Genomic DNA, 24,197 nt, shown 5'->3' with positions numbered 1-24,197 from the left:
AGAGAAAAATGCTCGACCGCATCTTCACCTGGTTCGAAAGCCGTTATTCGCCGGTGGCGCTGGCCGAAGACAGGCAGCCGCCAATGGGGCTTTGGCGGTTCTACTGGTATTTCATAAGGCAGTTTCGCGCCGCCTACTGGCTGCGCATGATGATCGTTGCCGTCGCGGCGATCGTGGACGCGATGCTGCCGATTTTCGTAGGCCTGATCGTGGGCGCGCTCACCAACGCAAAGCCAGGCGATTTCTTCGCGGTGCATGGGCCGCTGCTCGTCATGATGGCTTTCGTCGTGCTGCTGCGTCCGCTGTCGATGGTTATCGACGCGCTCATCCGCAACCACGCTATCGCGCCGAACCTCATCGACCTCATCCGCTGGCAGAGCCACTGGCATGTGGTGCGCCAGGACTGGTCTTTCTTCCAGAACGACTTTGCCGGCCGGATCGGAACCAAGGTTATGCAAAGCGGCGATTCGGTGGAGATGAGCGTCAACCTCACGGTCGATGCCGTCTGGTATGCGCTGGTCTTCGTCGCGGTCGCCATCGTGGTGCTGGCGCGGCTCGATCCGCTCCTCTTGGCGGTGGTGGCGGTATGGCTGGTGTTCTACTGCCTGATCTTCTGGCTTGCGATGCCGAGGATCACGCGGCGATCTTCCGAGCTGTCGGAGCGGTGGTCGCAGGTGAGCGGCCGCATGGTCGACAGCTACACCAACATCCTGACGCTCAAGACATTCTCGACCGGCGAGCACGAAGACAGATATGTCTCGCAAGCCGTGGTCGAGCATGCCGATACATTTTACCGTCTGATGCGCGTTTTCACGCTGATGTGGTCGTCCCTGTTCGTCCTCAATGCGACGCTGCTCATCGCCATAAGCTGGCTGGCGCTAGCCGGCTGGAACGCCGGCGCCATGACCACGGCAGCCGTGGCGACGGCGATACCGTTCGCACTGCAGATCGCCAACATCTCCGGCAGGATCCTCGATGTCGGCGCCAATGTCTTCCGGCAGATCGGCGTCGCCAGCAATTCGATGACGACGATCGCGCGCCCCATCACCATGCAGGACAATCCGGGCGCGCCCGCCCTTGTCGTCAAGGCCGGCGGCATCGAGTTCGACCGGGTGAACTTCAACTATTGGCGCAAGGACGGCAAAGGCGGCGTCATCGACAATCTGTCGCTGACGATCGCGCCGGGCGAGCGGGTCGGCCTGATCGGCCGTTCGGGAGCCGGCAAGTCGACGCTGGTCAATCTCGTGCTGCGGCTGTTCGACGTGCAGGACGGCAAGGTGCTGATCGACGGGCAGGACATCCGCAACGTCTCGCAGGAGAGCGTTCGCGCAGCGATCGGTTTCGTCAACCAGGACACCTCGCTCTTGCATCGATCGGTTCGCGAGAACCTCAAATATGGACGCCAGTCGGCCAGCGACGAGACGATGTTCAGCGCGGCCAAGGCCGCCCAGATCGACGATGTGATCGCGGCGCTGACCGATCCGCATGGGCAGAGCGGCTATGAGGCGCTTGTCGGCGAGCGCGGCGTGAAGCTCTCCGGCGGCCAGCGGCAACGCATCGCCATCGCTCGTGTGATGCTTAAGGACGCGCCGATCCTCATTCTCGACGAGGCCACGTCCGCGCTCGATTCGGAGGTGGAAGCCGCCATTCAGGAGAACCTCTACAAGCTCATGCAGGGCAAGACCGTCATTGCCATCGCCCATCGCCTGTCGACCATCGCGGCGATGGACAGGCTGGTGGTGATGGACAAAGGGCGCATCGTCGAGGACGGCTCGCATGAGACCTTGATTGCCAAGGGTGGGCTCTATGCCCAGCTCTGGCGGCGCCAGTCGGGCGGGTTCCTGCTCGAGGACAAGCAGGCCGCCGGCGATCTGGCGACGAAAGGTGAAGCCGCGGAATGATGAAGGGCGTCTATCGCTGGTTCGAGCGCTGGGTCTATCCGTTCCGCGAGCCGGCGAATCTTCGCCCCCCCGCCAGCGTCGGCGGCTTCCTTTGGCACTATGTCGGGCAGGCCAAGCTCGCCTTCTTCGCCATGCTGATCATCGGCGGCATCGCGCCGCTGGTCGAGGCCGGCCTGTTCTATTTCGTCGGAAGGCTGGTCGATATCCTCGACCAACTGCCCGGCGAGCGCAGTTGGCAAGCGCTTTGGGCCGCGGCCGGTCCCGAGCTCCTGTTCATGGGCGCCGTGGTGTTGGTCGTCCGCACGCTGGTGGTCGGCCTGTCGGCGCTGGTCGACGAGCAGACGATCACGCCCGGATTCTACAATCTGGTGCGCTGGCAGGCGCACCGGCATGTCTCGCGCCAGTCCTACGCCTTCTTCCAGAACGATTTCGCCGGCCGCATCGCGACAAAAGTCTGGCAGGCGGGGCAGGCGACGGGCGACCTGATGGAAAGCTTCATCGAGGTGGTCTGGTTCATGATCGTCTATACGGTGACGACACTCGCGCTGGTCGCCGGTCTCGATCTGCGGCTGGCGGTGCTGGTGGTGATCTGGATCGCCGCCTTCGGCTGGCTGGCGAAACTCTATCTGCCGGCGATCCGCAAGCATGCCGAGGCGACGGCCGAGGCCGGTTCGATGATCACCGGCCGCATCGTCGATTCCTATTCGAACGTGCAGACGTTGAAGCTGTTTTCGGCCGACGGCGACGATCGCTATATCCGCGGCGGCTTCGGCATCTATCTCGACGCGCTGCGGCCGTTCACGCGCCGGCTGACCGGCGTGCGCATGGCGCTGACCATGCTCTCCGGCATCATGATCACGGCGATCGCCGCCTTCGCCATCTATCTGTGGGTCGAAGGCTCGATCACGGTCGGCGCCGTCGCCTTCACGCTGTCGCTGGTGCTCAGGCTCAACATGCTGCTCGGCCGCCTCATGATGCAACTCAACGGCATTTTGAGGAATCTCGGCGTGCTGGAGAATTCCAAGGCGCTGATCTCGCAGCCGCTCGGCCTGACCGACGCGCCGGACGCCAAGGAAATGGTCGTCGCCGGCGGCCGCATCGACGTCAGGAACGTCACCTTCCACTACGGCAAGGGGGCCGGCGTGCTCGACGGCATCGATCTCGTCGTGCGTCCGGGCGAGAAGGTCGGGCTGGTCGGCCCGTCAGGTGCCGGCAAGACGACCTTGGCCAACCTGATCCTGCGCCTCTACGACCTGGAGGGCGGCCAGATCCTGATCGACGGCCAGGACATTGCGCATGTGACGCAGAACTCGCTGCGCGGCAATATCGGCGTGGTCAGCCAAGATACCGCGCTTTTCCACCGGTCGCTGCGCGACAACATCAAGCTCGGCATGCCGGATGCCACCGACGCGCAGGTGATCGCCGCGGCCCGGAAAGCCGAGGCGCATGACTTCATCCTGGGTCTGCGCGACAACCGCGAGCGCTCCGGCTACGAGGCCTATGTCGGCGAGCGCGGCGTGAAGCTGTCCGGCGGGCAGCGGCAGCGCGTCGCCATCGCGCGCGTCTTCCTCAAGGATGCGCCGATCCTCATCCTCGACGAGGCGACCTCGGCGCTCGATTCCGACATCGAGGCGGCGATCCAGGAGAATCTGACCAGGCTGATGGAGGAAAAGACCGTGATCGCCATCGCGCACCGGCTGTCGACGATCGCGGCGCTCGACCGGCTGGTGGTGCTGGACGGCGGCCGCATCGTCGAACAGGGCACGCATGACGAGCTGGTGGCGCTCGACGGGCTCTATGCGCGGCTCTGGAAGCGACAGTCCGGCGGCTTCCTGTTCAACGAGGAAAGCGCGCTGGAAGAGACGCGGCCGGCGGAGTAGAACGGCATCATGTCGGTACGCATGCCCACCAATTTTGGACGGTCAAGCGCGCAGGAAAGCGCGCTCGACCTGCTCGGCCACGAAATCCTCGCCGAAAAAGCCGCCGCGCTCGGCCGCGCCGGCCGGCGTGTCGAGGAAAGCCTTGCCGAATTGCGCGAGAGCGGCGAGGGCGAGCATCGCAACCGGCTGCTCAAGGAAGCGGCGGCGGCAGTCCACGCCTATTTCATCCAACGCGAGCTTTGCGGTCTGCGCAAGCACGATGCCGTGATCCGCGAATACGACATCCCGAGGGCCGTGCTGGTCAGGCTGGGCGCCAGTTAGGCGCTCTTTAGTTTGACCATAATCTTCCCGAAAACCGGTTCCCACTTTTCGGGATCATGGTCTACTCCAGCCACTCCGTGATGAAGTGACCGTTCTCGTGGATGTCGGTGCTTTCGAGCGGACCGGGGCCGAGATTGGTGAATTTGTGCGGCGTGTCGGGCGGCACGATCAGGATCTGGCCGGCCGTGGCCCTGATTTCCTGGTCGCCGATCGTGAACAGGCCGGTGCCGGAGCGGATGACGAAGATTTCCGCATAGGGATGCTTGTGCAGGCGCGGGCCGCCGCCGACCGTCGGCTGATAGTTGAAGATCAGGCAGGAATTGGCGCCGAACTGGCCGCATTGCAGCTCGCCCATCCAGCGGTCGGGGGCGTCGGCCCAGCTGTAGCGTTCAATGACATGCGCCATGGCCGGACAATAGACCGGGCCAGGAGCCGATGTCGAGGCGAACACCGGCCCGATTCCACCCCGGATTTCCTGCTGTTTCACCCCGTCCGGCGGCCATGCGGGGATGCGCCGGCCACGGCCGTCGCGCATCCCCGCGACAATCTGCCCTTGTGCCTTCACCCGACTGGACAAAAACGGGCCGCACGCATAAACCGAAAATCCAAATGCCGGAGGAATTCGCTAGCCTGTTCGCCATGCGCTGTCGGGCAGGTGCGATTGAGCGGGGACAAGGCTCGGCCTCCGGTTAGGAAGAGGCGAAAGGATCAGGCACCCGTGAGCGCAACCGACATCCACGATCCCAACCGTCGCGATTTTCTCTACGTAGCCACCGGCATGGCCGCCGTGGTCGGCGCAGGGGCCGTCGCCTGGCCGTTCATCGACCAGATGCAGCCGGATGCCTCGACGCTGGCGCTGGCTTCCGTCGAGGTCGATGTCGCCTCCCTGCAGCCCGGCAGCTCGCTGATCGTCAAGTGGCGCGGCAAGCCGGTGGTGGTGCGCAACCGCACCGAAAAGGAAATGAAGGACGGCGAAGCCGTCAACCTCGGCGATCTCAAGGACCCGATCGCCCGCAACGCCAACCTGCCGTCCGACGCGCCGGCGACCGACGCCAACCGCACCACGCCCGGCAAGGAAGCCTGGATGGTGATGGTCCAGGTCTGCACGCATCTGGGCTGTATCCCGCTCGGCCAGGAAGGCGATTTCGGCGGCTGGTTCTGCCCGTGCCATGGTTCGCAATACGACACCGCCGGCCGCATCCGCAAAGGCCCGGCGCCGGAGAACATGGCGATCCCGGTATTCAAGTTCATTTCCGATACCAAGATCCTTATCGGTTGAGGCAGGGGACATTTCGATGAGCGAGGGACACTCGACCTATACGCCCAAGACCGGTATCGAGCGCTGGTTCGACGCCCGCATGCCGCTACCGCGGCTGATCTATGACAGCTTCGTCGCCTATCCGGTGCCGCGCAACCTCAACTACATGTGGACGTTCGGCGGCATCCTGTCGATCATGCTGGTCGCGCAGATCCTGACCGGCATTGTGCTGGCGATGCATTACACGTCCGACACCACGCTCGCCTTCGATTCGGTCGAGAAGATCATGCGCGACGTGAATTCGGGCTGGCTGTTGCGCTATCTCCATTCCAACGGCGCCTCGTTCTTCTTCGTCGCCGTCTACATCCACATCTTCCGCGGCTTGTTCTACGGCTCCTACAAGGCGCCGCGCGAGCTCCTGTGGATCCTCGGCTGCATCATCTACCTTTTGATGATGGCCACGGGCTTCATGGGCTACGTGCTGCCCTGGGGCCAGATGAGCTTCTGGGGCGCCACCGTCATCACCGGCTTCTTCAGCGCCATTCCGCTGGTCGGCAACTGGATCCAGGAACTGCTGCTCGGCGGCTTCGCCGTCGACAATCCGACGCTGAACCGCTTCTTTGCGCTGCATTACCTCTTGCCGTTCATGATCGCCGGCGTCGTCGTCCTGCACATCTGGGCGCTGCACGTCGTGGGCCAGTCGAACCCGACCGGCATCGAGGTCAAGTCGAAGACCGACACCGTCGCCTTCACGCCCTACGCGACCATCAAGGATGCGTTCGGCATGATCGTGTTCCTGCTCGTCTTCGCCTATTTCGTCTTCTATCTGCCGAATTATCTCGGCCACCCGGACAACTACACGGTCGCCAATCCGCTGAAGACGCCGGCCCATATCGTTCCGGAATGGTACTTCCTGCCGTTCTACGCGATCCTGCGCGCCATCACCTTCAACGTCGGCCCGATCAACTCCAAGCTCGGCGGCGTGCTGTGCATGTTCGGCGCCATCGCCATGCTGTTCCTGGTGCCGTGGCTCGACACCTCCAAGGTGCGCTCGGCGGTCTACCGTCCGTGGTACAAGCTGTTCTTCTGGCTGTTCGTCGCCGACGCCATCCTGCTCGGATGGCTGGGCTCGCAGCCGGCGGAAGGCAGCTATGTGTTCATGGCCCAGATGGCGACGCTGTTCTACTTCGCCTTCTTCCTGGTCATCATGCCGGTGCTCGGCCTGATCGAGACACCGCGCAGGCTGCCGAACTCGATCACCGAGGCGGTGCTGGAAAAGAACAAGGGCGGCAGCGGACATCCGGCAGGCGCGACCGCCGCGCCGGAAACCAAAGGCTGAGGATCTGAGGGGATTTTGGGTATGAAGAAGATTCTCACCTCGCTGGCGCTGCTCGGCCTGGTGGCTGCGGGTACTTGGATGTCAAGTGCTGGGGCCATCGCCGCGGAAGAACAGAACCCAGCGGCGCCGACGCATTTCCCGATCAACGAACCGAAGGAAATGAGCTGGAGCTTTGCCGGTCCGTTCGGCACCTATGACAAGGCGCAGCTGCAGCGCGGCCTCAAGGTCTACAAGGAAGTCTGCTCGGCCTGCCACTCGATGAACCTGGTGGCCTTCCGCACGCTGGAAGGGCTCGGCTATTCGGAAGCGCAGATCAAGACGCTGGCCGCCGAATACACCATCCATGACGGCCCGAACGACGCCGGCGACATGTTCGACCGTCCCGGCAAGCCCTCGGACCACTTCCCGGCGCCGTTCCCGAACGAGCAGGCCGCGGCCTCCGCCAATGGCGGCGCCGCCCCGCCGGACATGTCGCTGCTCGCCAAGGCGCGCGGCGTCGAGCGCGGCTTCCCGCGCTTCATCTTCGATATCTTCACCCAGTACGCGCAGGGCGGCCCGGATTACATTCACTCGCTGCTCACCGGCTACGATCAGACGCCGCCGGCCGGCATGGTGATCCCGGAAGGCACGCACTACAATCCGTACTTCCTGTCCGGCGTGTCGCTGAAGATGCCGAAGCCGCTCTCGGACGGTCAGGTGACCTATGACGACGGCTCGCCGCAGACGGTCGACCAGTATGCCCGCGACGTCTCGGCCTTCCTGATGTTTGCCGCCGAGCCGCATCTGGAGGACCGCAAGAAGACCGGTTTCCGCGTCATGATCTTCCTGCTGCTCTTCGGCGCATTGGTCTACATGACCAAGCGCAGGGTGTGGGCCGACGTGGCGCACTGAGGCGGCCGGCTTCCAGAAAAATGCAAGGGCGCCGAAAGGTGCCCTTTTCTTTTCGGCCGCTTGCCGGCAAAACTGTGCGGCAACGGATCAACCGCTTATGAAATCCTCCCTCGAAGACACGCTGCTTGCGGCCATCCGCACCATTCCGGATTACCCCAGGCCCGGCATCCTGTTTCGCGACATCACCACGCTGCTGGGTGACGCCCGCGCCTTCCGGCGCGCCATCGACGAGCTGGTCCATCCCTATGCCGGGCTGAAGATCGACAAGATCGCCGGCATCGAGGCGCGCGGCTTCATCCTGGGCGGCGCGGTGGCGCACCAGCTTTCGGCGGGCTTCGTGCCGATCCGCAAGAAAGGCAAGCTGCCTTATGAGACGGTGCGCGTGGCCTACAGCCTCGAATACGGGCTGGACGAGATGGAGATGCACAAGGACGGCGTCTCGCCGGGCGAGAAGGTGATCGTCATCGACGACCTGATCGCCACCGGCGGCACGGCGGAAGCGGCGGTCAAGCTGCTGCGTCAGATCGGCGCCGACATCGTCGCGGCCTGCTTCGTCATCGACCTGCCCGATCTCGGCGGACGCCAGAAGCTGGAAGCGCTCGGCGTGCCGGTGAGGACGCTGATCGGGTTCGAGGGGCATTGAAGCGCTTTCCCTTCTCCCCCTGTGGGAGAAGGTGGATCGGCGCGCAGCGCCGAGACGGATGAGGGGTGTTCCAGCGGAGTGAGACGTTGGTGTTCCCTGGAGCACCCCTCATCCGTCGCCTTCGGCGACACCTTCTCCCACAAGGGGAGAAGGGGAAGAGGCTCACGCCACCTTCACCAGCACGGCGCTGTCGAATTCGATGACCTTGTCGCCGGTCGAATCGAAGCCTTCGGAGCGCAGCGTGAGAAGGTTCCAGCCCGGACGCCCGGCAAGCGGACGGTGCGCCAAGGCGGTGCGCGTGAAGGTCACCGTCTCGCCGGCATAGACCGGCTTCAGCCATTTCAAATTGCGGAAGCCGGGCGAGGGGCCGAATTCGGGCTGCGGGCCGGGGCCGGTCCAGCGCACGCCCTCGGTCTCCATGCGCTTTTCGAGATTGTATTTCATCCAGGTGGCGGCAGTGTGCCAGCCCGAGGCGCAGAGCCCGCCGAGCACGCTCTTCTTCGCCGCCTCCTCGTCGACATGAAAGACCTGCGGATCGTATTTCCTGGCGAACGCCTTGATCTCGTCCGCCTCGAATTTGTGCGAGCCGAGCGTGACGGTCTGGCCGATCAGGAAGAATTCGTCCAAAGTCATGATAGGCCTCGTGCGGCATCGCGCGCGAGGAACATACCGGTGTTCTCCAGCTCGAAGACGCTTTCGCCGTGCTGGTTGACGAGTTCGCTGCGCATGGTGATCAAGCCGAGCTGCGGCCTCGATTTGGACTGGCGCTTGGAAAGTATGGTGACCGTGCCGCGCAGGGTATCGCCGGCCAGCACCGGCTTCTTCCATTTCACATGCTCGATGCCGGGCGACCCTTGAGAGGTCGAATCGAGCAGGAAGGCATCGCACAGCATGCACATGAATATCGCGCAGGTGTGCCAGCCCGAAGCCGAAAGCCCGCCAAGGATGCTCGCCTTGCCGGCTTCCTCGTCGAGATGCATCGGCTGCGGGTCGAACTCCGAGGCGAATTCGATGATTTCGGCGGCACTTACGTTCCTGCTGCCGATGTCGAGCGAGGCGCCCTCGGCGAAATCCTCATAGGCCCAGGTCTTTCCGGTCATGGTCGGCAATCCGGTTGACGAACGCGATCCCCAAGGATCGGAAAACCCGGATGCCGGCCCAAGTCAATTTGGTCAAGTGAATTCTGGTAAGCCAGCCGTCGCCGGCCGACGCCGTCAGAGCCAGCCGCGGCGGCGGAAATACCAGAAGGGCAGGATCGCCGAGACCACCATCAGCGCGATGGCGAAGGGGTAGCCGAACTCCCATTTGAGCTCGGGGATGATGTCGAAGTTCATGCCGTAGATCGAGGCGACCAGCGTCGGCGGCAGGAAGATCACGGCGGCGACCGAGAAGATCTTTATGATGGCGTTCTGCTCGATCGAGATCATGCCGAGCGTGGCATCGAGCAGGAAGGAGATCTTCTGCGACAGGAAAGTCGCATGGTCGGCGAGCGAGAGCACGTCGCGCGACAGCGTCTTGATGCGGGCGCGCACATCCTTGCTCATCTTGGTCTGGTCAGCGACATGGGCGAGAAAGCCGGCAAGGCGCTGCAGCGAGATCAGGCTGTCGCGGACGGAGGAAGCGATGTCCTCCTTGCGGCCGATGCCTTTGAGGAGCTCCTGGAAATCGCGATTGCGCTTCGAGGCCTTGGTCGAGCGCGCCTCGAAAATGTCGCGCGAGATCGTTTCCACCTCGCGGCCGGCGCGCTCGAGGATGTCGGCCAGGCGATCGACGATCGCCTCGAGGAGGCCGATCAGGATGGTGTCGCCGCTGGTGCAGCCGGTCGCCACCTTCTCGGCGCGCTGCGGGAAAGTCTTGAAGGCCTTGGGCTCGTGATAGCGGATGGTGATCAGCCTCTTGCCGGCGAGCGCGAAGGTCACCGGCGACATCAAGGGATCGTCGGCCTCGGTCTGCGCCGGCAGCACGGCGGTCATGAAGTAGCCGCCGTCCTCGATATAGAGGCGGCTCGAAATCTCGATCTCTTCCATCTCCTCGCGGGTCGGGATGGCAATGCCCAGCCAGCTCTCGATGCGCGCCTCTTCCTCCTTGGTCGGGTTGAAAAGATCAGCCCAGACGACCCTGTCGCCATCCGCCGCAAGGTCCTGGGTGAGACGCAGGCGATCATTTTCCACGACGAAGGTTTTTATCATCGCCGGGTCTCCCTTGCTGGATTTCTTCGTCGCTGAGGGCTCTTCCAGACGCCCTTAGCCCCCACACCAAAGGCAGTCAAGCAGGGCGAGAAGTGTCTTCAGCCGACGAAAATTGTGGCACGGCGAGATGGATGACGTAGGCTATGACAAGGAAACAACCTGCAGAATACGCGGTGATTTAAATGGATGCTCCCCTCCGGATATTCCAATCGTCTCAACCTCTTCAGTGTAGCTCATCTCGCCCATGGAAAATTGTAAGCTAGACGAGATTATAATTGTCGGTTTTAATACGCGTTGTGGTTTTGGGGGAAAAGAATGCCAACACATGTCTTCGGCGGGCCTGATACGCCGAGAAAACTTCGATGCCTGCAGGAGTACTTGAGAGCATTTGCTATCGCGCTCCGCAATCAGGATTTCGCATGCATCTATATCGATGCATTCGCCGGTTCCGGCACACGCACAGAGGTCCGCCCTGGGTTGCCTCTGTTCGGGTCCGATCTTGCTGAGCCAGAAGAGATTACAACCGCAGGGTCTGCTCGGATCGCGATTGAGATTGACCCGCCTATGCACTCCATCGTTCTGATTGAGCAGGATGCATCGAGATTCTCTGATCTTGAAACTTTGGCCAGTGCATATCCCGATCGCAAGATCATCCTGCGAAACGGTGATGCTAATGAGCTTGTGCAACGACTATGCAAGAACATTCACTGGCGCCCGCCCGGGACCATTGGCCGGGGGATACGTGGGGTCATCTTTCTTGACCCATATGGCATGGAGGTATCATGGAAAACCGTGGAGGCAATCGCTGCGACTAAGGCATTGGATTGTTGGTACTTCTTTCCACTGTCTGGGCTCTATAGGAACGCTCCACACGATCCAGCGAAGCTTGATCCTAGCAAACAGGCGAGTTTGGACCGCGTATTGGGTGCAACAGACTGGCGGACCCGCTGGTACAATCACGAAGCCGCTCCAACAGACATTTTTGAAACACAGGGGCAGGCCGTGCGGCGGGCTGACGTAAATGCAATCGAGGCTTATGTGAAAGAGCGGTTGGAAACCGCTTTCAAAGGCGCTGTCCTAAAGCCAGTTCGACTCCACCATAAGAATGGGGCGCCACTCGCTTCTCTTTTCTTCGCTGTGTCGAACACTAGCTCAGCCGCAGTTAAGTTGGCGACAGATATGGCATCTCATATTCTTAGTTCAGGGAGATCGTCCCAAAGGCGTTCACGGTAGGTGCGGCCCGTGGCTTTTTTATTCTTCCCTCCCCACTGCTTAAAAAAGAACACAGCATCGGCATCTGTACACTGATCAAATATCTCGTCGATCCACTTCTTATCCATTGGGCGCGCGTTAGGTCCGCTTTCTCCGCCAACTATTGCCCAATGAATCCCGGTTAGGTTCGCCCCGGCCACCGATCCTATCAACGGCTCGTATGAGACAAATCTTAGAGCTGCTGGGACGGCACGGAGTTCATCCAATCTGTGGAGCACCCGACTGTCCTCGACGCTCGTTCCCAACCAAACATTCGGAAGCACCCTGAAGCCGTCCGTTGACAAAATTTCCGCCATTCGATCGGGCCGCTTGGTGAGAATTTGGTAGGTGTGGTGTGGAGTGGCGCTCATAACCTCCCAAACGCTGCGTATGAAGTCCACTGGGACATCGGCATGGAACAGGTCGGACATCGAATTCACGAAAACGCGGCGAGGCTTCTTCCACGAACTAGGAATTTCGAGCGCCGCTACATCAAGCCTTATATTGCCGGTCCACTTTGCCCGGCCGCCGCTTTTTCGAGTTAGCCCTGCGTACTTCTCGACACCCATCGCTTCGAGCCGGGCGGCCATACGCATTGCGTAGCAGTTGGTGCAGCCCGCCGTAAGGATTGTGCATCCCGCGACTGGATTCCACGTTGCGTCAGTCCATTCAATTGATGTTTCGGCCATTTTCGCGGTTCTCTTCGACGGCTTCAAGACCGTATTAAGATCGCAAACACCCTAACAAGTTTACTTTAGGAATTTTTTCATAGCAAGACTCAGTCTGCTGCCGTCCCTATCTGGCTATCGCTGAGATCAGGTGTTGAACTTGAACAGCATGATGTCGCCGTCCTGGACGACATATTCCTTGCCTTCGTCGCGCGCCTTGCCGGCTTCCTTGGCGGCCGCCTCGCCGCCCAGCGTGACGAAGTCGTTGTAGGAGATCGTCTGGGCGCGGATGAAGCCGCGCTCGAAGTCGGTGTGGATGACGCCGGCCGCCTGCGGCGCCTTATCGCCTTTGTGGATCGTCCAGGCGCGCGTTTCCTTCGGCCCGACGGTGAAATAGGTGATCAGGTGCAGAAGGTCGTAGCCGGCGCGGATCACCTTGTTGAGGCCCGGCTCGTCGAGGCCGATCGAGGCAAGGAACTCCATTTCTTCTTCATCTGAAAGCTGGGCGACTTCAGCCTCGATCGCCGCCGAGATCACCACCGTGCCGGCGCCCTGCGCGGCCGCCATCTTCTCCACCGCCCCAGTGTGCTCGTTGCCGGTGGCGGCGTCGGCCTCGGCGACGTTGCAGACATAGAGAACGGGATGCGAGGTGAGCAAGTTCAGTCCCTGCAGGATGCGCAGGTCCTCCGCCGCGATGCCATTGAGCAGGACGCGCGTCGGCTTGCCGGCCTGCAGCAACTCGAGCGCGGCCTCCATCATGGGCAGGACGGCCATCGCTTCCTTGTCCTTGCCGGCGGCGCGCTTGCGGATCTGGGCGATGCGGCGCTCGAGGCTTTCGAGGTCCGCCAGCATCAGCTCGGTCTCGACCGTTTCTGCGTCGGCGACAGGGTCGATGCGGCCTTCGACATGGGTGATGTCGTCATCCTCGAAGCAGCGCAGCACATGCACGATCGCGTCGACCTCGCGGATGTTGGCGAGGAACTGGTTGCCCAGCCCTTCGCCCTTGGAGGCGCCACGCACCAGGCCGGCGATATCGACGAAGGAGATGCGGGTCGGGATGATCTCCTTCGACTTGCCGATCGTCGCGATCTTCTGCAGGCGCGGGTCGGGCACCGCCACCTCGCCGGTGTTCGGCTCGATGGTGCAGAAAGGATAGTTGGCGGCCTGCGCGGCGGCCGTCCTGGTCAACGCGTTGAACAGCGTCGACTTGCCGACGTTGGGCAAGCCAACGATGCCACATTTGAAACCCATGTTCGTCCAGTCCTGTCGGAATTCGATTTTGGTGAGGGCTATGGGCGATAGGGGTGACGAACGTCAAGCCCCATGCCTTTATCGTGGCAGGGCCTAGTCCTTGCCAAAGAGCTTCTTCAGCATGGCGGCCATCGGGCCGCTTTCGGGAAGTTTTGCCGGCGGCTGCTGCGGGCGCGCCTGGCGGACATGGCTTTGCTGCTTCGGCGGCTTGGGCGGCGGGCGGTCGTCATCGCCGGTCGGCACGAGCTTGTCGCGGAGCGCCAGCGTGACGCGGTTCATGAACGAGCTGTCGTCGCCCTTGGCCAGCAGACCGGCGTCGTCGGCGATTGCGTCCAGCAGGACGGCGAGCCACTCACGGTCGGCCTTGGCGAAATCGCCGAGCACATGGCCGTGCACCATCTCCTTGACGCCGGGATGGCCGACGCCGATGCGCACCCGGCGATAGGCGTTGCCGACATGCTGGTCGAGCGAACGGATGCCGTTGTGGCCGCCGGAGCCGCCGCCGACCTTGACCCGGAGCTTGCCGGCGGCAAGGTCGATCTCGTCGTAGAAGACGGTGAGGGCGGCCGGTTCGAGCTTATAGAAGCGCATCGCTTCGCCGACCGACTGTCCGGAGAGGTTCATGAAGGTCTGCGGCTTGATCAGCAGGATCTTCTCGCCGCCGAGCGTGCCTTCGCAGATCAGGCCCTGGAATTTTCGCGACCAGGGGGGAAAGGAATGGCGGCGGGCAATCGCGTCCGCCGCCATGAAGCCGACATTGTGCCGGTTGTTTTCGTATTTCGCGCCCGGATTGCCGAGGCCTGCAAAGACAAGCATCGCCGCCTCCGGACTAGAGCATGATGCCGAAAAGTGTGAAGCGGTTTTCGGAAAACATCATACTCTATTTCTTCGATTTAGAGCCGGATGAAATCATCCGGCTCGGAGAATTACTTCTCTTCGGCCGCCGGGGCCGCCGTCTCTTCCACAGCCGCCTCGGCGGTCGCTTCCGTCTCCGGCTTCATCGCCGATGAGCCGGCAACGGTCGCGATGGTGAAGTCGCGATCGGAGATGACCGGCTTGACGCCGGCCGGCAGCTTGACCGACGAGATGTGGATCGAATCGCCGATGTCGGTGCCGGTGAGATCGACGGTGATGAATTCCGGGATCGCGTTGGCCGGGCAGTGGAACTCGACTTCGTGACGAACGATGTTGAGTACGCCGCCGCGCTTGATGCCTGGCGACTTGTCCTCATTGATGAAGTGGACAGGCACGTCGACATTGACCTCGGTGTCCTTGCCGATGCGCAGGAAGTCGACATGGACAGGAAAGTCCTTGACCGGGTCGAGCTGGAAATCCTTCGGCAGGACCTGGATCTTCTTGCCGTCGACATCGATCGTGGCGATCGTGGTCAGGAACCCGCCGCCATGGATCTTGTAGAAGAGGTCCTTGTAGTTCAGCGCAATCGCCAGGGGAGGCTGCTTGTCGCCGTAAATCACTGCAGGCACTTTACCGTTGCGACGAACTGCACGGGCGGACCCCTTACCGACCTGTTCGCGCGCTTCGGCTTTCAGCTCATAAGCATCGTGGCTCATGGCACTTCCTTTCGCGTGTTATGGAGCGCTTGCGGCAAGCACGATGCCAACCGTAAACGTCGAAAGCCGTCGCGGCCTTGCACAACCAGTCCGATGCGTTTGGCGATCCAAATGCGTCTGGGGATCATGCGAGGCCTGGCCGGCCTTCCTCCGCGTTGCCTCCAAGGGTGTCTACGCGGGTGGCGGCTCTATAGCGGAAGGCGGCGAGAGGCGCAAGCGGTTGCGCTGGAAGGCTTGGCGGATGGTTCCAGCACCGAAAGCATAAACCGGAAATCCCATTTGCGACAAATGTAGGAGCGGGCCGTTCTCAGCCGTCCTGCGGCATGCACATCCCAAGGGGACCATCCATGAAACTCCTGTTCAGCCGCAATCCCAATCCTCGCCTCGCGGTCGCGACGGCGCGCTATCTCAAGGCCAAGATCGCGTTCGAGTTCGCATCGCCCCTGGCGTCGGGGCAGGCCGAACGCTATCGCGCGCTCAACCCCAATCTGACATTGCCCATACTGGTGGGATCGGGATGGAGCCTTTGGGAGGCCGACGCCATCGCCTGCCGGCTCTCCCGCGACGTCGGCTCGGATTTCTGGCGCAGCGGCGACGACCAGCCGGACATGATCCGCTGGATCAGCTGGGGCAAGGAACGGTTCGCTTTCGCTTGCGACATGGTGCATTTCGAGCGCGGGACCAAGCAGCGCTATGGGCTCGGTCCTATCGACCAGGCGCTGGTCGAGGAGGGACTGAGGCAGTTCCATGGAGCCGCGGCAGTCCTCGAGCCCGAGCTTTCGACGAGGGATTGGCTGGTCGGCAATTCAATCTCCTACGCCGACTTCCGCATGGCGACGTTTCTGCCTTTCAACGACGTTGCCGGATTGCCGCTCGCCGATTACCCTGCGATCCGGCGCTGGTACGGCCGGCTGGAGGCGATCGAGGCCTGGCGCGACCCTTTCAACGGACTGGAAGCGCCGCAGCTGCCGCCGGTCGACTGAATGGTATGCGTCGCGGCGATGGCTTATCCCAGGCGCAAGCCGTGCCGCTCGGCCAGTGCCGGAATGCTGGAGAGGTCGATGTCGAGTTCATAGCGGGCGACGATCTCACCGATTGCGGCCTCGTCCAAGGGCTGTGCAGCCAGCAGCGGCGCCAATTCGCGAAAATAACCTTCAAATCCGGCCGGGGATATCAGCTCGAGCAGGCGCGCCTCGTCGTCACCGGCGTTCCAGAACGCATGCGGCACGCCACGCGGCTTCATAACCAGGTCTCCCGGTCCGGCTACCAGGATCTCCTCACCAAGCTGCAATCCGATGCGCCCTTGGAGGATGTAGGAATATTCGTCCTCGTTGCGGTGGGTGTGCAATGGAGCGCCGAGCGCACGTGCAGGTAAGCGATGTTCGACGAGGCTGAACGCCCGGTTGGTCGTATTGCCGTCGATCATGTAGCGGGCACTAAGAGCAAAGAGATATACGAGTTGGCCGTCGTCGGGACCTAGCACGTTGCGGGCGGTTTCCATGACGCGTTTCCTTTTTCGGCTTACACATTGTAAGTTGATAATGTATGACCGCATGGGGGCCGTCAAGTTTCATCTAACGCGATGTAAGGCGAAATTTGTGACCACGCGAAAATATGAGCAGAAGAAGCGTGCGGAGCGGGCAGCGAAGACGCGGCAATCGATTTTGGATGCGACCGTCGAGCTCCACCGCACTGTCGGGCCGGCAGCGACGCAAATCAGTGAAATCGCCAGCCGCGCCGGCGTGCAGCGCGTGACGGTCTACGACCACTTTCCCGACGAGCAGTCGCTGCTTGCCGCATGCTCATCCCACTGGCGGGAGCTTCATCCAGCGCCGGATCCGGCTGCCTGGCTCTCGATCGAAAATCCGTCCAGGCGAATCCGTCGGGTTCTGTCGGATCTTTACGGCTGGTATCGCGAGACGGAACCGATGACCGCCAACGTGATGCGTGACGCAGAATTGCGACCAGCTCTCAAGCAAATCATACAGAAAGGTCTGGGCCGGTACCTTGATGCCGTTCGCCAGGTCCTGATAGAAGCGGCACGGACCGATAGTGAGCGGCGAATGCGCGTGGATGCCGCCGTGCAAGCTGCCATCAATTTCCATACCTGGTGCGCGCTCGGTATCCTGGGCGACAGTGAGGCCGCAGAACTTGCCGCTGGCCTGATCGAGTTGGCGGGGGCTCCCTGAGGGTTTCCCAGCATTGGCCGAAATTGCCGGTGCCGTCCAAGGACGGTTCCCGTTGCGATCCGCTTGTCGACAGCCGTGCCTCGCCGCCAGCCGCCGCCCGCATGCGCTGAACCAATCAACGCTTACCCCTAAAGTGTGCAGCGGTTTTGCGATAACGACATGCATGAAAACAAAAAGGCTTAAAGCGCGTCGCCTGAATCCGCTTCGGCGCGACGCCCTTTAGGGCTGTCGTCCCCGACCGGGTTTACCGAGGAGGCGCGCGAATTTGCGCCCCACTCTCGGTCGCAGTTGGGCTCGCCAATCGGGGATGTCGCCCAGGTATATGCTATCTGCAGCCTTGGCCTTTCGCGCGAGCCAGGTGACATCGACGATCGTGCTGCCGATTGCGAGCAATCGGTTCGTCAGCATCTGCTCGTTGAGGATCGCCCTTGCCTTGCTCTCGAAAAGAGGCAGCGTTTCGTCCGTGAGATCGAACCGGGAATGCCATCCAGGCCCTTGCCCGGTCCCGGCTCCGGTAAGCCATCCAATCAAAAACTGCCTATGCGAGCGGGAGATCGGCGCGTCTTCCCGAAACGGCGCAAGCGGATCTCCGCTGAAAATCGGCGCGCCATCGGTCACGCCGACCATCGATCCAAGCGCCTGCAAATGCCTGGGCCGCATCAGGATGAACGAGCTGCGGAGCCAAGCCTGCGAGGGAATTCCAAACATCGACACGGGCTCATTGAAGAAATCGATATGGCCGAGCACCGCATTCAAGCCCGACAGATGCCGCACGACGTCCTGGTCGATCAGCTTGAGATGGTCCGGCGTGTATTGGGCGAATGCAGACGTAGCGAGATGGACTAGGTCATAGTCATTCACCCGTTTGCCGATGTGGGCAATGCCGCTGTCCCAGGCGGAGAATTCCCAGCTGGAGTTGGAGCCCCCGATCAATTCGACTTCGCGATCAAGGTGAACGCTCCGACCTTCCGGCAGGCAATTGTCGATCACAAGCGTATGATGCGCCACGTCGGGCATTTGCGCGGCGAACATCGCCTGCAAATCCTGCAGCGCGGTGGGATATCTGGCGGTGCCATGGCGCGCCAGAAGGGTCAGGATTCGCAATGGGGAAGTGTCTCGACCGTTGCTCGACGTCAAATGCTTCTTTCCCCTTCTGACGCGAGCTGATGCTCTCACCTTTGCAATCGCCAAGGTCCATCTTGGGCGCACCTGGCATCCACCCATCAGCATAATGTCCAGATCGGGCGTCCAATGGTAGTGTCCCGCTTAAATTGGGGGCCAGAGAATGATTGCGATGTTGAGACGGCCACTTCATGCCGGCGGCTTGGCCATCACGTCGATCCGATGAGGTATGTTTCGCTTGGAACGTTTCCAATCTGGCGGCCGGTCCATGGCGGTCAGTTGAGGGCGAATGCCATCCACAGGGTCTTGCGGGATGGTGGATGGGAAACACGCCATGTCCTCGTTACCCCCAACCGCGGCGCCAGGCGGGAAATGGAGGCCGGCGATCTTTTCATCGAGATGCCGCGCAGCTTTCGCAAGAAGATGGTCCGGCGCAAATGGCGTTCCGATGTCGCCGCCGCCGAATTCATGGCGCGCAGCAGATTCCATCGCCGTGAAATCGCAAGATTTCTCGATGACTTCAGGCCGGATGTCATCGCCCTGGAGCAGTGCTGGCTTTGGCCGGCCTTGCGCGAGTATGTTGAAACGTGCTCGCCCGAGGCGCGCTTTTCAATCGTGTACGGTTCGCACAACGTCGAACAGGAAATGCTGGCGCAAGAGGCCATGATCGCCGGCGCGGAAACGGACCTCTGGAGTGCGCAACGCGCGGCCGACATCGAGCCCGATCTTGCCGCAAAGGCAGACCTGATCGTCGCCGTCAGCGAGCAGGATGCAGCCTATTTCCGCAAGCTCAATCCAAGCGTGGCGGTCGCCGCCAACGGCATTTGGCCGCGGGAAATGCCTATCGGCCTCGATCGTTGGGCGTCGCGGTTCGCCGGCCTGCGCACGGCGCTGTTCGTCGGCTCGGGCCACCCGCCCAACGCCCGCGGTTTTCGCCAGATGACGGGTCCGGACCTTGGTTTCCTCTCAGCCTCGGAGCGGATCGTGGTGGTCGGCGGCGTTGCCGACCAGATCGGCAACGATCCCGGATTCCCGTGGTACCATGGCGCCGACAATGCACGGATCGAGCTGCTCGGCGTGCAGGACGGCGCGACCCTCAGCGCGCTGATCGAGCTTGCCGACGTCGTGATGCTTCCGATCCTTGAGGGCGGCGGCACGAATATCAAGACCGCGGAAGCGCTGTACAACCGCAAGCCCGTCGTGGCGACGACTTTCGCGCTGCGCGGCTACGAGCAATTCAAGCATTGGCGGAATGTCCGGCTGGCCGACAGGCCGGATGACTTCCGGGATCTGCTGGCGCAGGCGCTCAGAAGCGAACCGGAAGAGTTGAAATCGGCGGATATCGCGCAGCTCGATACGCTGCTTTGGACTTCGACGCTTCGGCGGCTTCCCGAGGAGTTCGCAGCGCTGCCGAGGCGGCAGCGCCAGGTGACGGCGAACCCCGTCAATGGCCGAGGCCGCCATCTTCGCGGCCTTTTGCAACGCCTGGGTTTGATCGGAAAGAGCTGATCTCGTGCGCAAGGTCGCCGAGAAAAGAACCTGCGTTTTTGGCAATGCAAGCGCTGCGCCATGAGATGCGGCCGGATCCGGACCTTCAAGGTCTCAAATCCGGCCCGCGATTGTCGGCTGAACGGCGGCTTGGCGGCCGATCTCGCCGGCTCAGGCCTTCCGCGCTTCCTTCATGTCGGGCAGGAACACAGTCAGCAGGCCGAGGAAGGGCAGGTACGAGCAGATCTGGTAGACGAAGTCGATGCCCTTCATGTCGGCCACGACGCCGAGCACAGCGGCGGCGATGCCGCCCATGCCGAAGGCGAAGCCGAAGAAAATGCCGGCGATCATGCCGACGCGCCCCGGGACCAGCTCCTGCGCGAAGACGACGATGTTGGAGAAGGCCGACGACAGGATCAGGCCGATCAGCACGGTGAGCACCATCGTCCATTCCAGATTGGCGTAGGGCAGCGCCAGCGTGAAGGGCAGCACGCCAACGATCGAGAACCAGATCATCGCCTTCTGTCCATAGCGGTCGCCGAACGGACCGCCGAGCAGGATGCCCAGCGCCGAGGCGCCGAGGAACAGGAACAGCATCACTTGGCTCGTTTGCACCGAAACGCCGAACTTATGCATGGCGTAGAAGGTGTAGTAGCTGGAGAGCGAGGCGATATAGGCGTTCTTGGTCAGCACCAGCAGCGTCAGCACGGCCAGCGCCCACATGACCTTCTTGCGCGCGAAGGGCGAGACATGGGCGGTCTGCTGGCGGGTGGCCAGCGAGGCGCGCAGCCGGCTGTACCAGCCGCCGACCTGCCACAAGACGACGATGCCGATCAGCGAGCCGACGGCGAACCAGGAAATGCTGGTCTGCCCGAACGGCACGACGATGAAGGCGGCGAGCAGCGGGCCCATGGCCTGGCCAAAATTGCCGCCCACCTGGAACAGCGATTGCGCAAGGCCGAAGCGGCCGCCAGATGCAAAGCGGGCGATGCGCGAGGATTCCGGATGGAAGATCGCCGAGCCGATGCCGATCAGCGAGGCACCGATCAGGAGCAGCCAGTAATGGCCGGCATGGGCGAGCACCACCAGGCCGACCAGCGACGAGGCCATGCCCCAGGGCAAGGAGTAGGGCATCGGCTTCTTGTCGGTGATCATGCCGATCACCGGCTGCAGCAGCGAGGCCGTCACCTGGAAGGTGAAGGTCAGAAGGCCGATCTGCCAGAAATCGAGACCGTAATTGTCCTTGAGCAGCGGATAGATCGCCGAAAGCAGCGACTGCATGATGTCGTTGACGCAGTGGCAGAAGCTCACCGCAAGAATGACGGTGAAGGCCGTCGCTTGCGCCGAGATGTTGCTTGCCGGCGCCGGTGCAGCGACGGAGGTGGCGGTCGTATCAGTCAAGGCAATGCTCCGTAGTCTTGTTGGAGCATGATCTTTTCCGAAAATCGGTTCCCACTTTTCGGGATCATGCTCTAGGCGGCGAACCGCAGGCGGCCTTATAGGCCTGTTGCCAAGCGACTTCTTTCGTGGTTTGGTCCAATAGTTTCGCAAGTGGGCCACATCCGATGCCGAATAGCCGGGAGATATTCAGAGGCGACGCCGCCGAGCTCGGCCGGCTGCACGAAAGCCGCTGGCAATGGCTGGAACAGGCCGTCGGGCCGGCGGTCGCGCTGCCGACGGAATATCCGGACGGCTATCGCGTGCCGCAGCACCGCCACAGCCGCAGCCAGCTGCTGCACGCGCTGGTCGGCGTGGTGCTGGTGACGACCAGGCGCGGGCGCTGGATGGTGCCGCCCGACCACGCGATGTGGATACCGGCCGGCATCGAGCATTCCGTAGAAATGCTGGGCGACGTCTCGATGCGCTCGGTCTATGTGATGCCGGACGCCATTGCCGGCCTGCCGGACAGCTTGCGCGTCGTCGGCATCACCGAGCTGATGCACAGCCTGATCGTCGAATCGGAGAAGCTGCCGCAGGGCGGCGAGCTCGAAGGGCGCGCCGCGCTCGTCATGGGACTGCTGCTGCACGAGATCCCGAACCTGCCGGAACGGCCGCTCGGCTTGCCTTTCCCATCCGATCCGAAGCTCGCGGCGCTTTGCCGGCGCTTCGTGGCGGCCCCTTCGCCGCATGCGACGATCGACGAATGGGCGGATGCCGCGGGCATGAGCCGGCGGTCGTTCACCCGCGCCTTCCATCGCCAGACCGGGCTGTCGCTGTCGACCTGGCGCCAGCAGGCCTGCCTTTTCGCGGCGCTACCGAGGCTTGCCGATGGCGAGCCGATCACCAGGGTGGCGCTCGATCTCGGCTATGACAGCGTGCCGGCCTTCATCACCATGTTCAAGCGCATGCTCGGTGCTTCGCCGCGCGGCTATATGCGCGGCGCGCGCGATGCCGGTGAAAACCCGCGCCGCACAAGCGGTCCGATCGCCGCGTGAAATAGCGCCGGCGGCAATAAGCTGATGCGTCGGCCCCCGGTCCAAGGCTCGAATACTGATTGCAAATTGCAATCGGTCATGTTCCTTTGCGCGAGCGCGGAAAACCGGAGGAACCCCTGATGGCAACTATCGTCTATGCCATGCTGACATCGCTAGATGGCTACATCGCCGGGCCGAGCGGAGACATCGACCTGCCGGTCCCTGAAGAAGAATTGCATCGGCATTTCAACGGCGAGATGCGACGGACATCGATCGCGCTTTGCGGGCGCAGAATGTATGAAACCATGCGTTTCTGGGACAGCCCGGAGCGCGAGATCGCCGCTGAAGACGTCGAGCGGGATTTTGCCCGCGCCTGGCGAGAGACGCCGAAGGTCGTGTTTTCGACCACGCTTCAGGAGGTTGGGCCGAATGCCCGTCTGGCGAAAGGTGACGCGGAGGCGGTGGTGAGGGCGCTCAAGGCGGACACGGATGGCGAGATTTCCGTCTCCGGCGCCGAGCTTGCCGGGTACCTTGCGCGTGCCGGCCTGATCGACCAGTACCGGCTTTACGTGCATCCGGTCGTGCTGGGCGGCGGCAAGCCGTATTTCCGGTCCGGCCTGTCGCTGGCGTTGAAGCCGCTCGGCACGGAGCGCCTTGCGCAAGGGGTGACGCTGCTGCGCTATGCGCCCGCGGCGACCAGTTCTGATTAATCGAACAGGCTCGACACCGATTCTTCCGTGGCCGTGCGCGAGATCGCTTCGCCCATCAGGTCGGCGATCGAAATGACACGGATGTTGGGCGCGTCGAGCACTCCCTGCGTCGGCTGGATGGAATCGGTGATGACCAGCTCCTGCAGCTTCGATCCGGCGATGCGGGCAACGGCGCCGCCGGAGAGCACGCCATGGGTGATGTAGGCGGTGACGGAGGTCGCGCCATTGGCGAGCAGCGCGTCGGCCGCGTTGCAAAGCGTGCCGCCGGAATCGACGATGTCGTCGATCAGCAGGCAGTCCTTGCCGGCGACGGCGCCGATGATGTTCATGACTTCCGATTCGCCAGGGCGCTCGCGGCGTTTGTCGACGATGGCGAGCTGCGCGTCGAAACGCTTGGCCAGCGCGCGCGCCCGCACCACGCCGCCGATGTCGGGCGACACGACGACGACGTTGCCGAGCTGCTTGTACTTGGCTTTCACGTCGCGGGCCATCACCGGCACCGAGAACAGATTGTCGGTCGGGATGTCGAAGAAGCCCTGGATCTGGCCGGCATGGAGATCGAGCGTCAGCACGCGGTCGGCGCCGGCGCGGGTGATCATGTTGGCGACCAGCTTGGCCGAGATCGGCGTGCGGCCGGAGGCACGGCGGTCCTGCCGCGCATAGCCGAAATAGGGGATGACCGCCGTGATGCGTCGTGCCGAGGAGCGCATGAAGGCGTCCATCATGATGAGCAGTTCCATCAGATGGTCATTGGTCGGATAAGAGGTCGACTGCAGGATGAAGACATCCTCGCCGCGCACGTTTTCCTGGATCTCGACGAAGATTTCCTGGTCGGCGAAGCGCCTGACGCTGGCCTTCCCCAGCGGTACGTTGAGATAGCGAGCGACCGCTTCGGCCAGCACCCGGTTGGAATTGCCCGCGAAAAGCTTCATGCACCGTTCCTGGTGAAGGATGGAGAGGCCGGAGAGACTCTCATGAGCCTTTTATGCGGGCTTTTAGCGGGCCGGGCCGGTATTGCAAGCCTCGTTGTGGGGAATCCTTCCGGCGACCGCAACAAACACGGAAAACATCGCAAGCCGGCAACAGTCTGGCCGGCAACAGTTTGGCCGGC

26 protein-coding genes are annotated in these 24,197 nt (G+C 62.4%); 13 read left to right on the top strand and 13 right to left on the bottom strand.

All coding sequences use genetic code 11. The annotated features are described in order from the left end of the window. Positions 1 to 8: 8 nt before the first annotated feature. Genes FJ956_RS01790 through FJ956_RS01780 form a run of 3 tightly spaced genes read left to right on the top strand, consistent with a single transcriptional unit; the run spans position 9 to position 4,102 of the window. Positions 9 to 1,901: an ABC transporter ATP-binding protein gene (locus FJ956_RS01790; protein ID WP_140676272.1), complete on the top strand. Its 1,893-nt coding sequence runs from the start codon at positions 9 to 11 to the stop codon at positions 1,899 to 1,901. Then, positions 1,898 to 3,781 carry an ABC transporter ATP-binding protein gene (locus FJ956_RS01785; RefSeq protein ID WP_140676269.1) on the top strand — a complete coding sequence of 628 codons (1,884 nt, stop codon included), beginning with the start codon at positions 1,898 to 1,900 and terminating at the stop codon, positions 3,779 to 3,781. Before FJ956_RS01790 ends, FJ956_RS01785 begins: the two co-directional genes overlap by 4 nt. A gap of 9 nt (positions 3,782 to 3,790) precedes the next feature. Then, the gene (locus tag FJ956_RS01780; protein ID WP_140676266.1) at positions 3,791 to 4,102 is read left to right on the top strand and encodes a DUF6665 family protein; all 312 of its coding nucleotides are present in this window, start codon (positions 3,791 to 3,793) and stop codon (positions 4,100 to 4,102) included. A 61-nt stretch (positions 4,103 to 4,163) separates the two neighbouring features. Here the strand turns inward: FJ956_RS01780 and FJ956_RS01775 are convergent, their stop codons facing one another. Then, a complete protein-coding gene (locus tag FJ956_RS01775; protein ID WP_140676617.1) occupies positions 4,164 to 4,508 on the bottom strand; it encodes a cupin domain-containing protein in 345 nt (114 codons plus the stop codon). A 312-nt stretch (positions 4,509 to 4,820) separates the two neighbouring features. Here FJ956_RS01775 and petA point away from each other — a divergent pair, with 312 nt between their 5' ends. The 4 genes from petA (at position 4,821) to FJ956_RS01755 (ending at position 8,233) form a co-directional block, all read left to right on the top strand. Then, positions 4,821 to 5,381 (top strand): ubiquinol-cytochrome c reductase iron-sulfur subunit, encoded by a 561-nt coding sequence (gene petA / locus FJ956_RS01770; RefSeq protein WP_140676262.1) that lies wholly within the window; start codon positions 4,821 to 4,823, stop codon positions 5,379 to 5,381. A 16-nt stretch (positions 5,382 to 5,397) separates the two neighbouring features. Next, positions 5,398 to 6,699 carry a cytochrome b N-terminal domain-containing protein gene (locus FJ956_RS01765; RefSeq protein WP_140676259.1) on the top strand — a complete coding sequence of 434 codons (1,302 nt, stop codon included), beginning with the start codon at positions 5,398 to 5,400 and terminating at the stop codon, positions 6,697 to 6,699. A gap of 21 nt (positions 6,700 to 6,720) precedes the next feature. Further along, positions 6,721 to 7,590 (top strand): cytochrome c1, encoded by an 870-nt coding sequence (locus FJ956_RS01760; RefSeq protein WP_140676256.1) that lies wholly within the window; start codon positions 6,721 to 6,723, stop codon positions 7,588 to 7,590. Positions 7,591 to 7,687: 97 nt separating this feature from the next. Next, the gene (locus FJ956_RS01755) at positions 7,688 to 8,233 is read left to right on the top strand and encodes an adenine phosphoribosyltransferase (protein WP_140676253.1); all 546 of its coding nucleotides are present in this window, start codon (positions 7,688 to 7,690) and stop codon (positions 8,231 to 8,233) included. Between the two features lie 162 nt (positions 8,234 to 8,395). On the opposite strand, the gene FJ956_RS01745 is transcribed toward FJ956_RS01755, so the two are convergent. From FJ956_RS01745 to corA, 3 genes are all read right to left on the bottom strand, one after another. Further along, positions 8,396 to 8,866, bottom strand: coding sequence for a MaoC family dehydratase (locus tag FJ956_RS01745; protein WP_140676247.1), 471 nt, complete (start codon positions 8,864 to 8,866; stop codon positions 8,396 to 8,398). Continuing rightward, the gene (locus FJ956_RS01740; RefSeq protein WP_140676244.1) at positions 8,863 to 9,333 is read right to left on the bottom strand and encodes a MaoC family dehydratase; all 471 of its coding nucleotides are present in this window, start codon (positions 9,331 to 9,333) and stop codon (positions 8,863 to 8,865) included. Before FJ956_RS01740 ends, FJ956_RS01745 begins: the two co-directional genes overlap by 4 nt. A gap of 114 nt (positions 9,334 to 9,447) precedes the next feature. Beyond that, positions 9,448 to 10,422, bottom strand: a complete 975-nt coding sequence (corA, locus tag FJ956_RS01735; protein WP_140676241.1) for a magnesium/cobalt transporter CorA — start codon at positions 10,420 to 10,422, stop codon at positions 9,448 to 9,450. Between the two features lie 315 nt (positions 10,423 to 10,737). Here corA and FJ956_RS01730 point away from each other — a divergent pair, with 315 nt between their 5' ends. Next, the gene (locus tag FJ956_RS01730) at positions 10,738 to 11,655 is read left to right on the top strand and encodes a three-Cys-motif partner protein TcmP (RefSeq protein WP_140676238.1); all 918 of its coding nucleotides are present in this window, start codon (positions 10,738 to 10,740) and stop codon (positions 11,653 to 11,655) included. Here FJ956_RS01730 and FJ956_RS01725 read toward each other — a convergent pair. The 4 genes from FJ956_RS01725 to FJ956_RS01710 form a co-directional block, all read right to left on the bottom strand. Further along, the gene (locus tag FJ956_RS01725; RefSeq protein ID WP_140676235.1) at positions 11,610 to 12,362 is read right to left on the bottom strand and encodes a DUF5131 family protein; all 753 of its coding nucleotides are present in this window, start codon (positions 12,360 to 12,362) and stop codon (positions 11,610 to 11,612) included. The genes FJ956_RS01730 and FJ956_RS01725 overlap by 46 nt on opposite strands. A gap of 126 nt (positions 12,363 to 12,488) precedes the next feature. Continuing rightward, entirely contained in the window at positions 12,489 to 13,592 is a 1,104-nt protein-coding gene (ychF, locus tag FJ956_RS01720) for a redox-regulated ATPase YchF (protein ID WP_140676232.1), read from the bottom strand. Between the two features lie 93 nt (positions 13,593 to 13,685). Continuing rightward, positions 13,686 to 14,408, bottom strand: a complete 723-nt coding sequence (gene pth, locus FJ956_RS01715) for an aminoacyl-tRNA hydrolase (protein ID WP_140676229.1) — start codon at positions 14,406 to 14,408, stop codon at positions 13,686 to 13,688. 110 nt (positions 14,409 to 14,518) lie between these two features. Beyond that, entirely contained in the window at positions 14,519 to 15,163 is a 645-nt protein-coding gene (locus tag FJ956_RS01710) for a 50S ribosomal protein L25/general stress protein Ctc (RefSeq protein WP_140676226.1), read from the bottom strand. Positions 15,164 to 15,510: 347 nt separating this feature from the next. On the opposite strand from FJ956_RS01710, the gene FJ956_RS01705 reads away from it, so the two are divergent. Then, positions 15,511 to 16,146: a glutathione S-transferase family protein gene (locus FJ956_RS01705; protein WP_140676223.1), complete on the top strand. Its 636-nt coding sequence runs from the start codon at positions 15,511 to 15,513 to the stop codon at positions 16,144 to 16,146. A gap of 23 nt (positions 16,147 to 16,169) precedes the next feature. Here FJ956_RS01705 and FJ956_RS01700 read toward each other — a convergent pair whose 3' ends face one another. After that, positions 16,170 to 16,664 (bottom strand): cupin domain-containing protein, encoded by a 495-nt coding sequence (locus tag FJ956_RS01700; protein ID WP_210241583.1) that lies wholly within the window; start codon positions 16,662 to 16,664, stop codon positions 16,170 to 16,172. A 97-nt stretch (positions 16,665 to 16,761) separates the two neighbouring features. Here FJ956_RS01700 and FJ956_RS01695 point away from each other — a divergent pair, with 97 nt between their 5' ends. Next, positions 16,762 to 17,352, top strand: coding sequence for a TetR/AcrR family transcriptional regulator (locus tag FJ956_RS01695; RefSeq protein ID WP_181170175.1), 591 nt, complete (start codon positions 16,762 to 16,764; stop codon positions 17,350 to 17,352). 219 nt (positions 17,353 to 17,571) lie between these two features. Here the strand turns inward: FJ956_RS01695 and FJ956_RS01690 are convergent, their stop codons facing one another. Next, positions 17,572 to 18,456: a hypothetical protein gene (locus FJ956_RS01690; RefSeq protein ID WP_246672047.1), complete on the bottom strand. Its 885-nt coding sequence runs from the start codon at positions 18,454 to 18,456 to the stop codon at positions 17,572 to 17,574. A 207-nt stretch (positions 18,457 to 18,663) separates the two neighbouring features. After that, a complete protein-coding gene (locus FJ956_RS31090; protein ID WP_348641051.1) occupies positions 18,664 to 18,963 on the bottom strand; it encodes a hypothetical protein in 300 nt (99 codons plus the stop codon). 126 nt (positions 18,964 to 19,089) lie between these two features. On the opposite strand from FJ956_RS31090, the gene FJ956_RS01685 reads away from it, so the two are divergent. Next, the gene (locus FJ956_RS01685) at positions 19,090 to 19,983 is read left to right on the top strand and encodes a glycosyltransferase (RefSeq protein ID WP_348642437.1); all 894 of its coding nucleotides are present in this window, start codon (positions 19,090 to 19,092) and stop codon (positions 19,981 to 19,983) included. A 150-nt stretch (positions 19,984 to 20,133) separates the two neighbouring features. Here FJ956_RS01685 and FJ956_RS01680 read toward each other — a convergent pair whose 3' ends face one another. Next, entirely contained in the window at positions 20,134 to 21,363 is a 1,230-nt protein-coding gene (locus tag FJ956_RS01680) for an MFS transporter (protein ID WP_181170173.1), read from the bottom strand. Positions 21,364 to 21,527: 164 nt separating this feature from the next. On the opposite strand from FJ956_RS01680, the gene FJ956_RS01675 reads away from it, so the two are divergent. Together FJ956_RS01675 and FJ956_RS01670 are read left to right on the top strand one after the other, a co-directional pair. Beyond that, positions 21,528 to 22,397 carry a helix-turn-helix transcriptional regulator gene (locus FJ956_RS01675; protein WP_140676211.1) on the top strand — a complete coding sequence of 290 codons (870 nt, stop codon included), beginning with the start codon at positions 21,528 to 21,530 and terminating at the stop codon, positions 22,395 to 22,397. A gap of 119 nt (positions 22,398 to 22,516) precedes the next feature. Continuing rightward, positions 22,517 to 23,086 (top strand): dihydrofolate reductase family protein, encoded by a 570-nt coding sequence (locus tag FJ956_RS01670; RefSeq protein ID WP_140676208.1) that lies wholly within the window; start codon positions 22,517 to 22,519, stop codon positions 23,084 to 23,086. Here the strand turns inward: FJ956_RS01670 and FJ956_RS01665 are convergent. Continuing rightward, positions 23,083 to 24,018, bottom strand: coding sequence for a ribose-phosphate pyrophosphokinase (locus FJ956_RS01665; protein ID WP_126081663.1), 936 nt, complete (start codon positions 24,016 to 24,018; stop codon positions 23,083 to 23,085). The genes FJ956_RS01670 and FJ956_RS01665 overlap by 4 nt on opposite strands. Positions 24,019 to 24,197 lie beyond the last annotated feature (179 nt).

The organism is Mesorhizobium sp. B2-4-3, from assembly GCF_006442815.1.
Lineage (GTDB): Bacteria > Pseudomonadota > Alphaproteobacteria > Rhizobiales > Rhizobiaceae > Mesorhizobium.
Note: the sequence above shows the minus strand (reverse complement) of the source record. Positions and strands in the feature narration are given on the sequence as shown.

Bases quoted from the DNA above. Each gene is read 5' to 3' on its own strand.
- FJ956_RS01785 (WP_140676269.1), top strand. From the start codon at position 1,898: ATGATGAAGGGCGTCTATCGCTGGTTCGAGCGCTGGGTCTATCCGTTC.
- FJ956_RS01705 (WP_140676223.1), top strand. From the start codon at position 15,511: ATGAAACTCCTGTTCAGCCGCAATCCCAATCCTCGCCTCGCGGTCGCG.
- FJ956_RS01780 (WP_140676266.1), top strand. From the start codon at position 3,791: ATGTCGGTACGCATGCCCACCAATTTTGGACGGTCAAGCGCGCAGGAA.
- corA (WP_140676241.1), bottom strand. From the start codon at position 10,422: ATGATAAAAACCTTCGTCGTGGAAAATGATCGCCTGCGTCTCACCCAG.
- FJ956_RS01745 (WP_140676247.1), bottom strand. From the start codon at position 8,866: ATGACTTTGGACGAATTCTTCCTGATCGGCCAGACCGTCACGCTCGGC.
- FJ956_RS01700 (WP_210241583.1), bottom strand. From the start codon at position 16,664: ATGGAAACCGCCCGCAACGTGCTAGGTCCCGACGACGGCCAACTCGTA.
- FJ956_RS01725 (WP_140676235.1), bottom strand. From the start codon at position 12,362: ATGGCCGAAACATCAATTGAATGGACTGACGCAACGTGGAATCCAGTC.
- FJ956_RS01740 (WP_140676244.1), bottom strand. From the start codon at position 9,333: ATGACCGGAAAGACCTGGGCCTATGAGGATTTCGCCGAGGGCGCCTCG.
- FJ956_RS01730 (WP_140676238.1), top strand. From the start codon at position 10,738: ATGCCAACACATGTCTTCGGCGGGCCTGATACGCCGAGAAAACTTCGA.
- pth (WP_140676229.1), bottom strand. From the start codon at position 14,408: ATGCTTGTCTTTGCAGGCCTCGGCAATCCGGGCGCGAAATACGAAAAC.
- FJ956_RS01670 (WP_140676208.1), top strand. From the start codon at position 22,517: ATGGCAACTATCGTCTATGCCATGCTGACATCGCTAGATGGCTACATC.
- ychF (WP_140676232.1), bottom strand. From the start codon at position 13,592: ATGGGTTTCAAATGTGGCATCGTTGGCTTGCCCAACGTCGGCAAGTCG.
- FJ956_RS01760 (WP_140676256.1), top strand. From the start codon at position 6,721: ATGAAGAAGATTCTCACCTCGCTGGCGCTGCTCGGCCTGGTGGCTGCG.
- FJ956_RS01790 (WP_140676272.1), top strand. From the start codon at position 9: ATGCTCGACCGCATCTTCACCTGGTTCGAAAGCCGTTATTCGCCGGTG.
- FJ956_RS31090 (WP_348641051.1), bottom strand. From the start codon at position 18,963: ATGGAATCTGCTGCGCGCCATGAATTCGGCGGCGGCGACATCGGAACG.
- FJ956_RS01710 (WP_140676226.1), bottom strand. From the start codon at position 15,163: ATGAGCCACGATGCTTATGAGCTGAAAGCCGAAGCGCGCGAACAGGTC.
- FJ956_RS01765 (WP_140676259.1), top strand. From the start codon at position 5,398: ATGAGCGAGGGACACTCGACCTATACGCCCAAGACCGGTATCGAGCGC.
- FJ956_RS01675 (WP_140676211.1), top strand. From the start codon at position 21,528: ATGCCGAATAGCCGGGAGATATTCAGAGGCGACGCCGCCGAGCTCGGC.
- FJ956_RS01665 (WP_126081663.1), bottom strand. From the start codon at position 24,018: ATGAAGCTTTTCGCGGGCAATTCCAACCGGGTGCTGGCCGAAGCGGTC.
- FJ956_RS01755 (WP_140676253.1), top strand. From the start codon at position 7,688: ATGAAATCCTCCCTCGAAGACACGCTGCTTGCGGCCATCCGCACCATT.
- FJ956_RS01775 (WP_140676617.1), bottom strand. From the start codon at position 4,508: ATGGCGCATGTCATTGAACGCTACAGCTGGGCCGACGCCCCCGACCGC.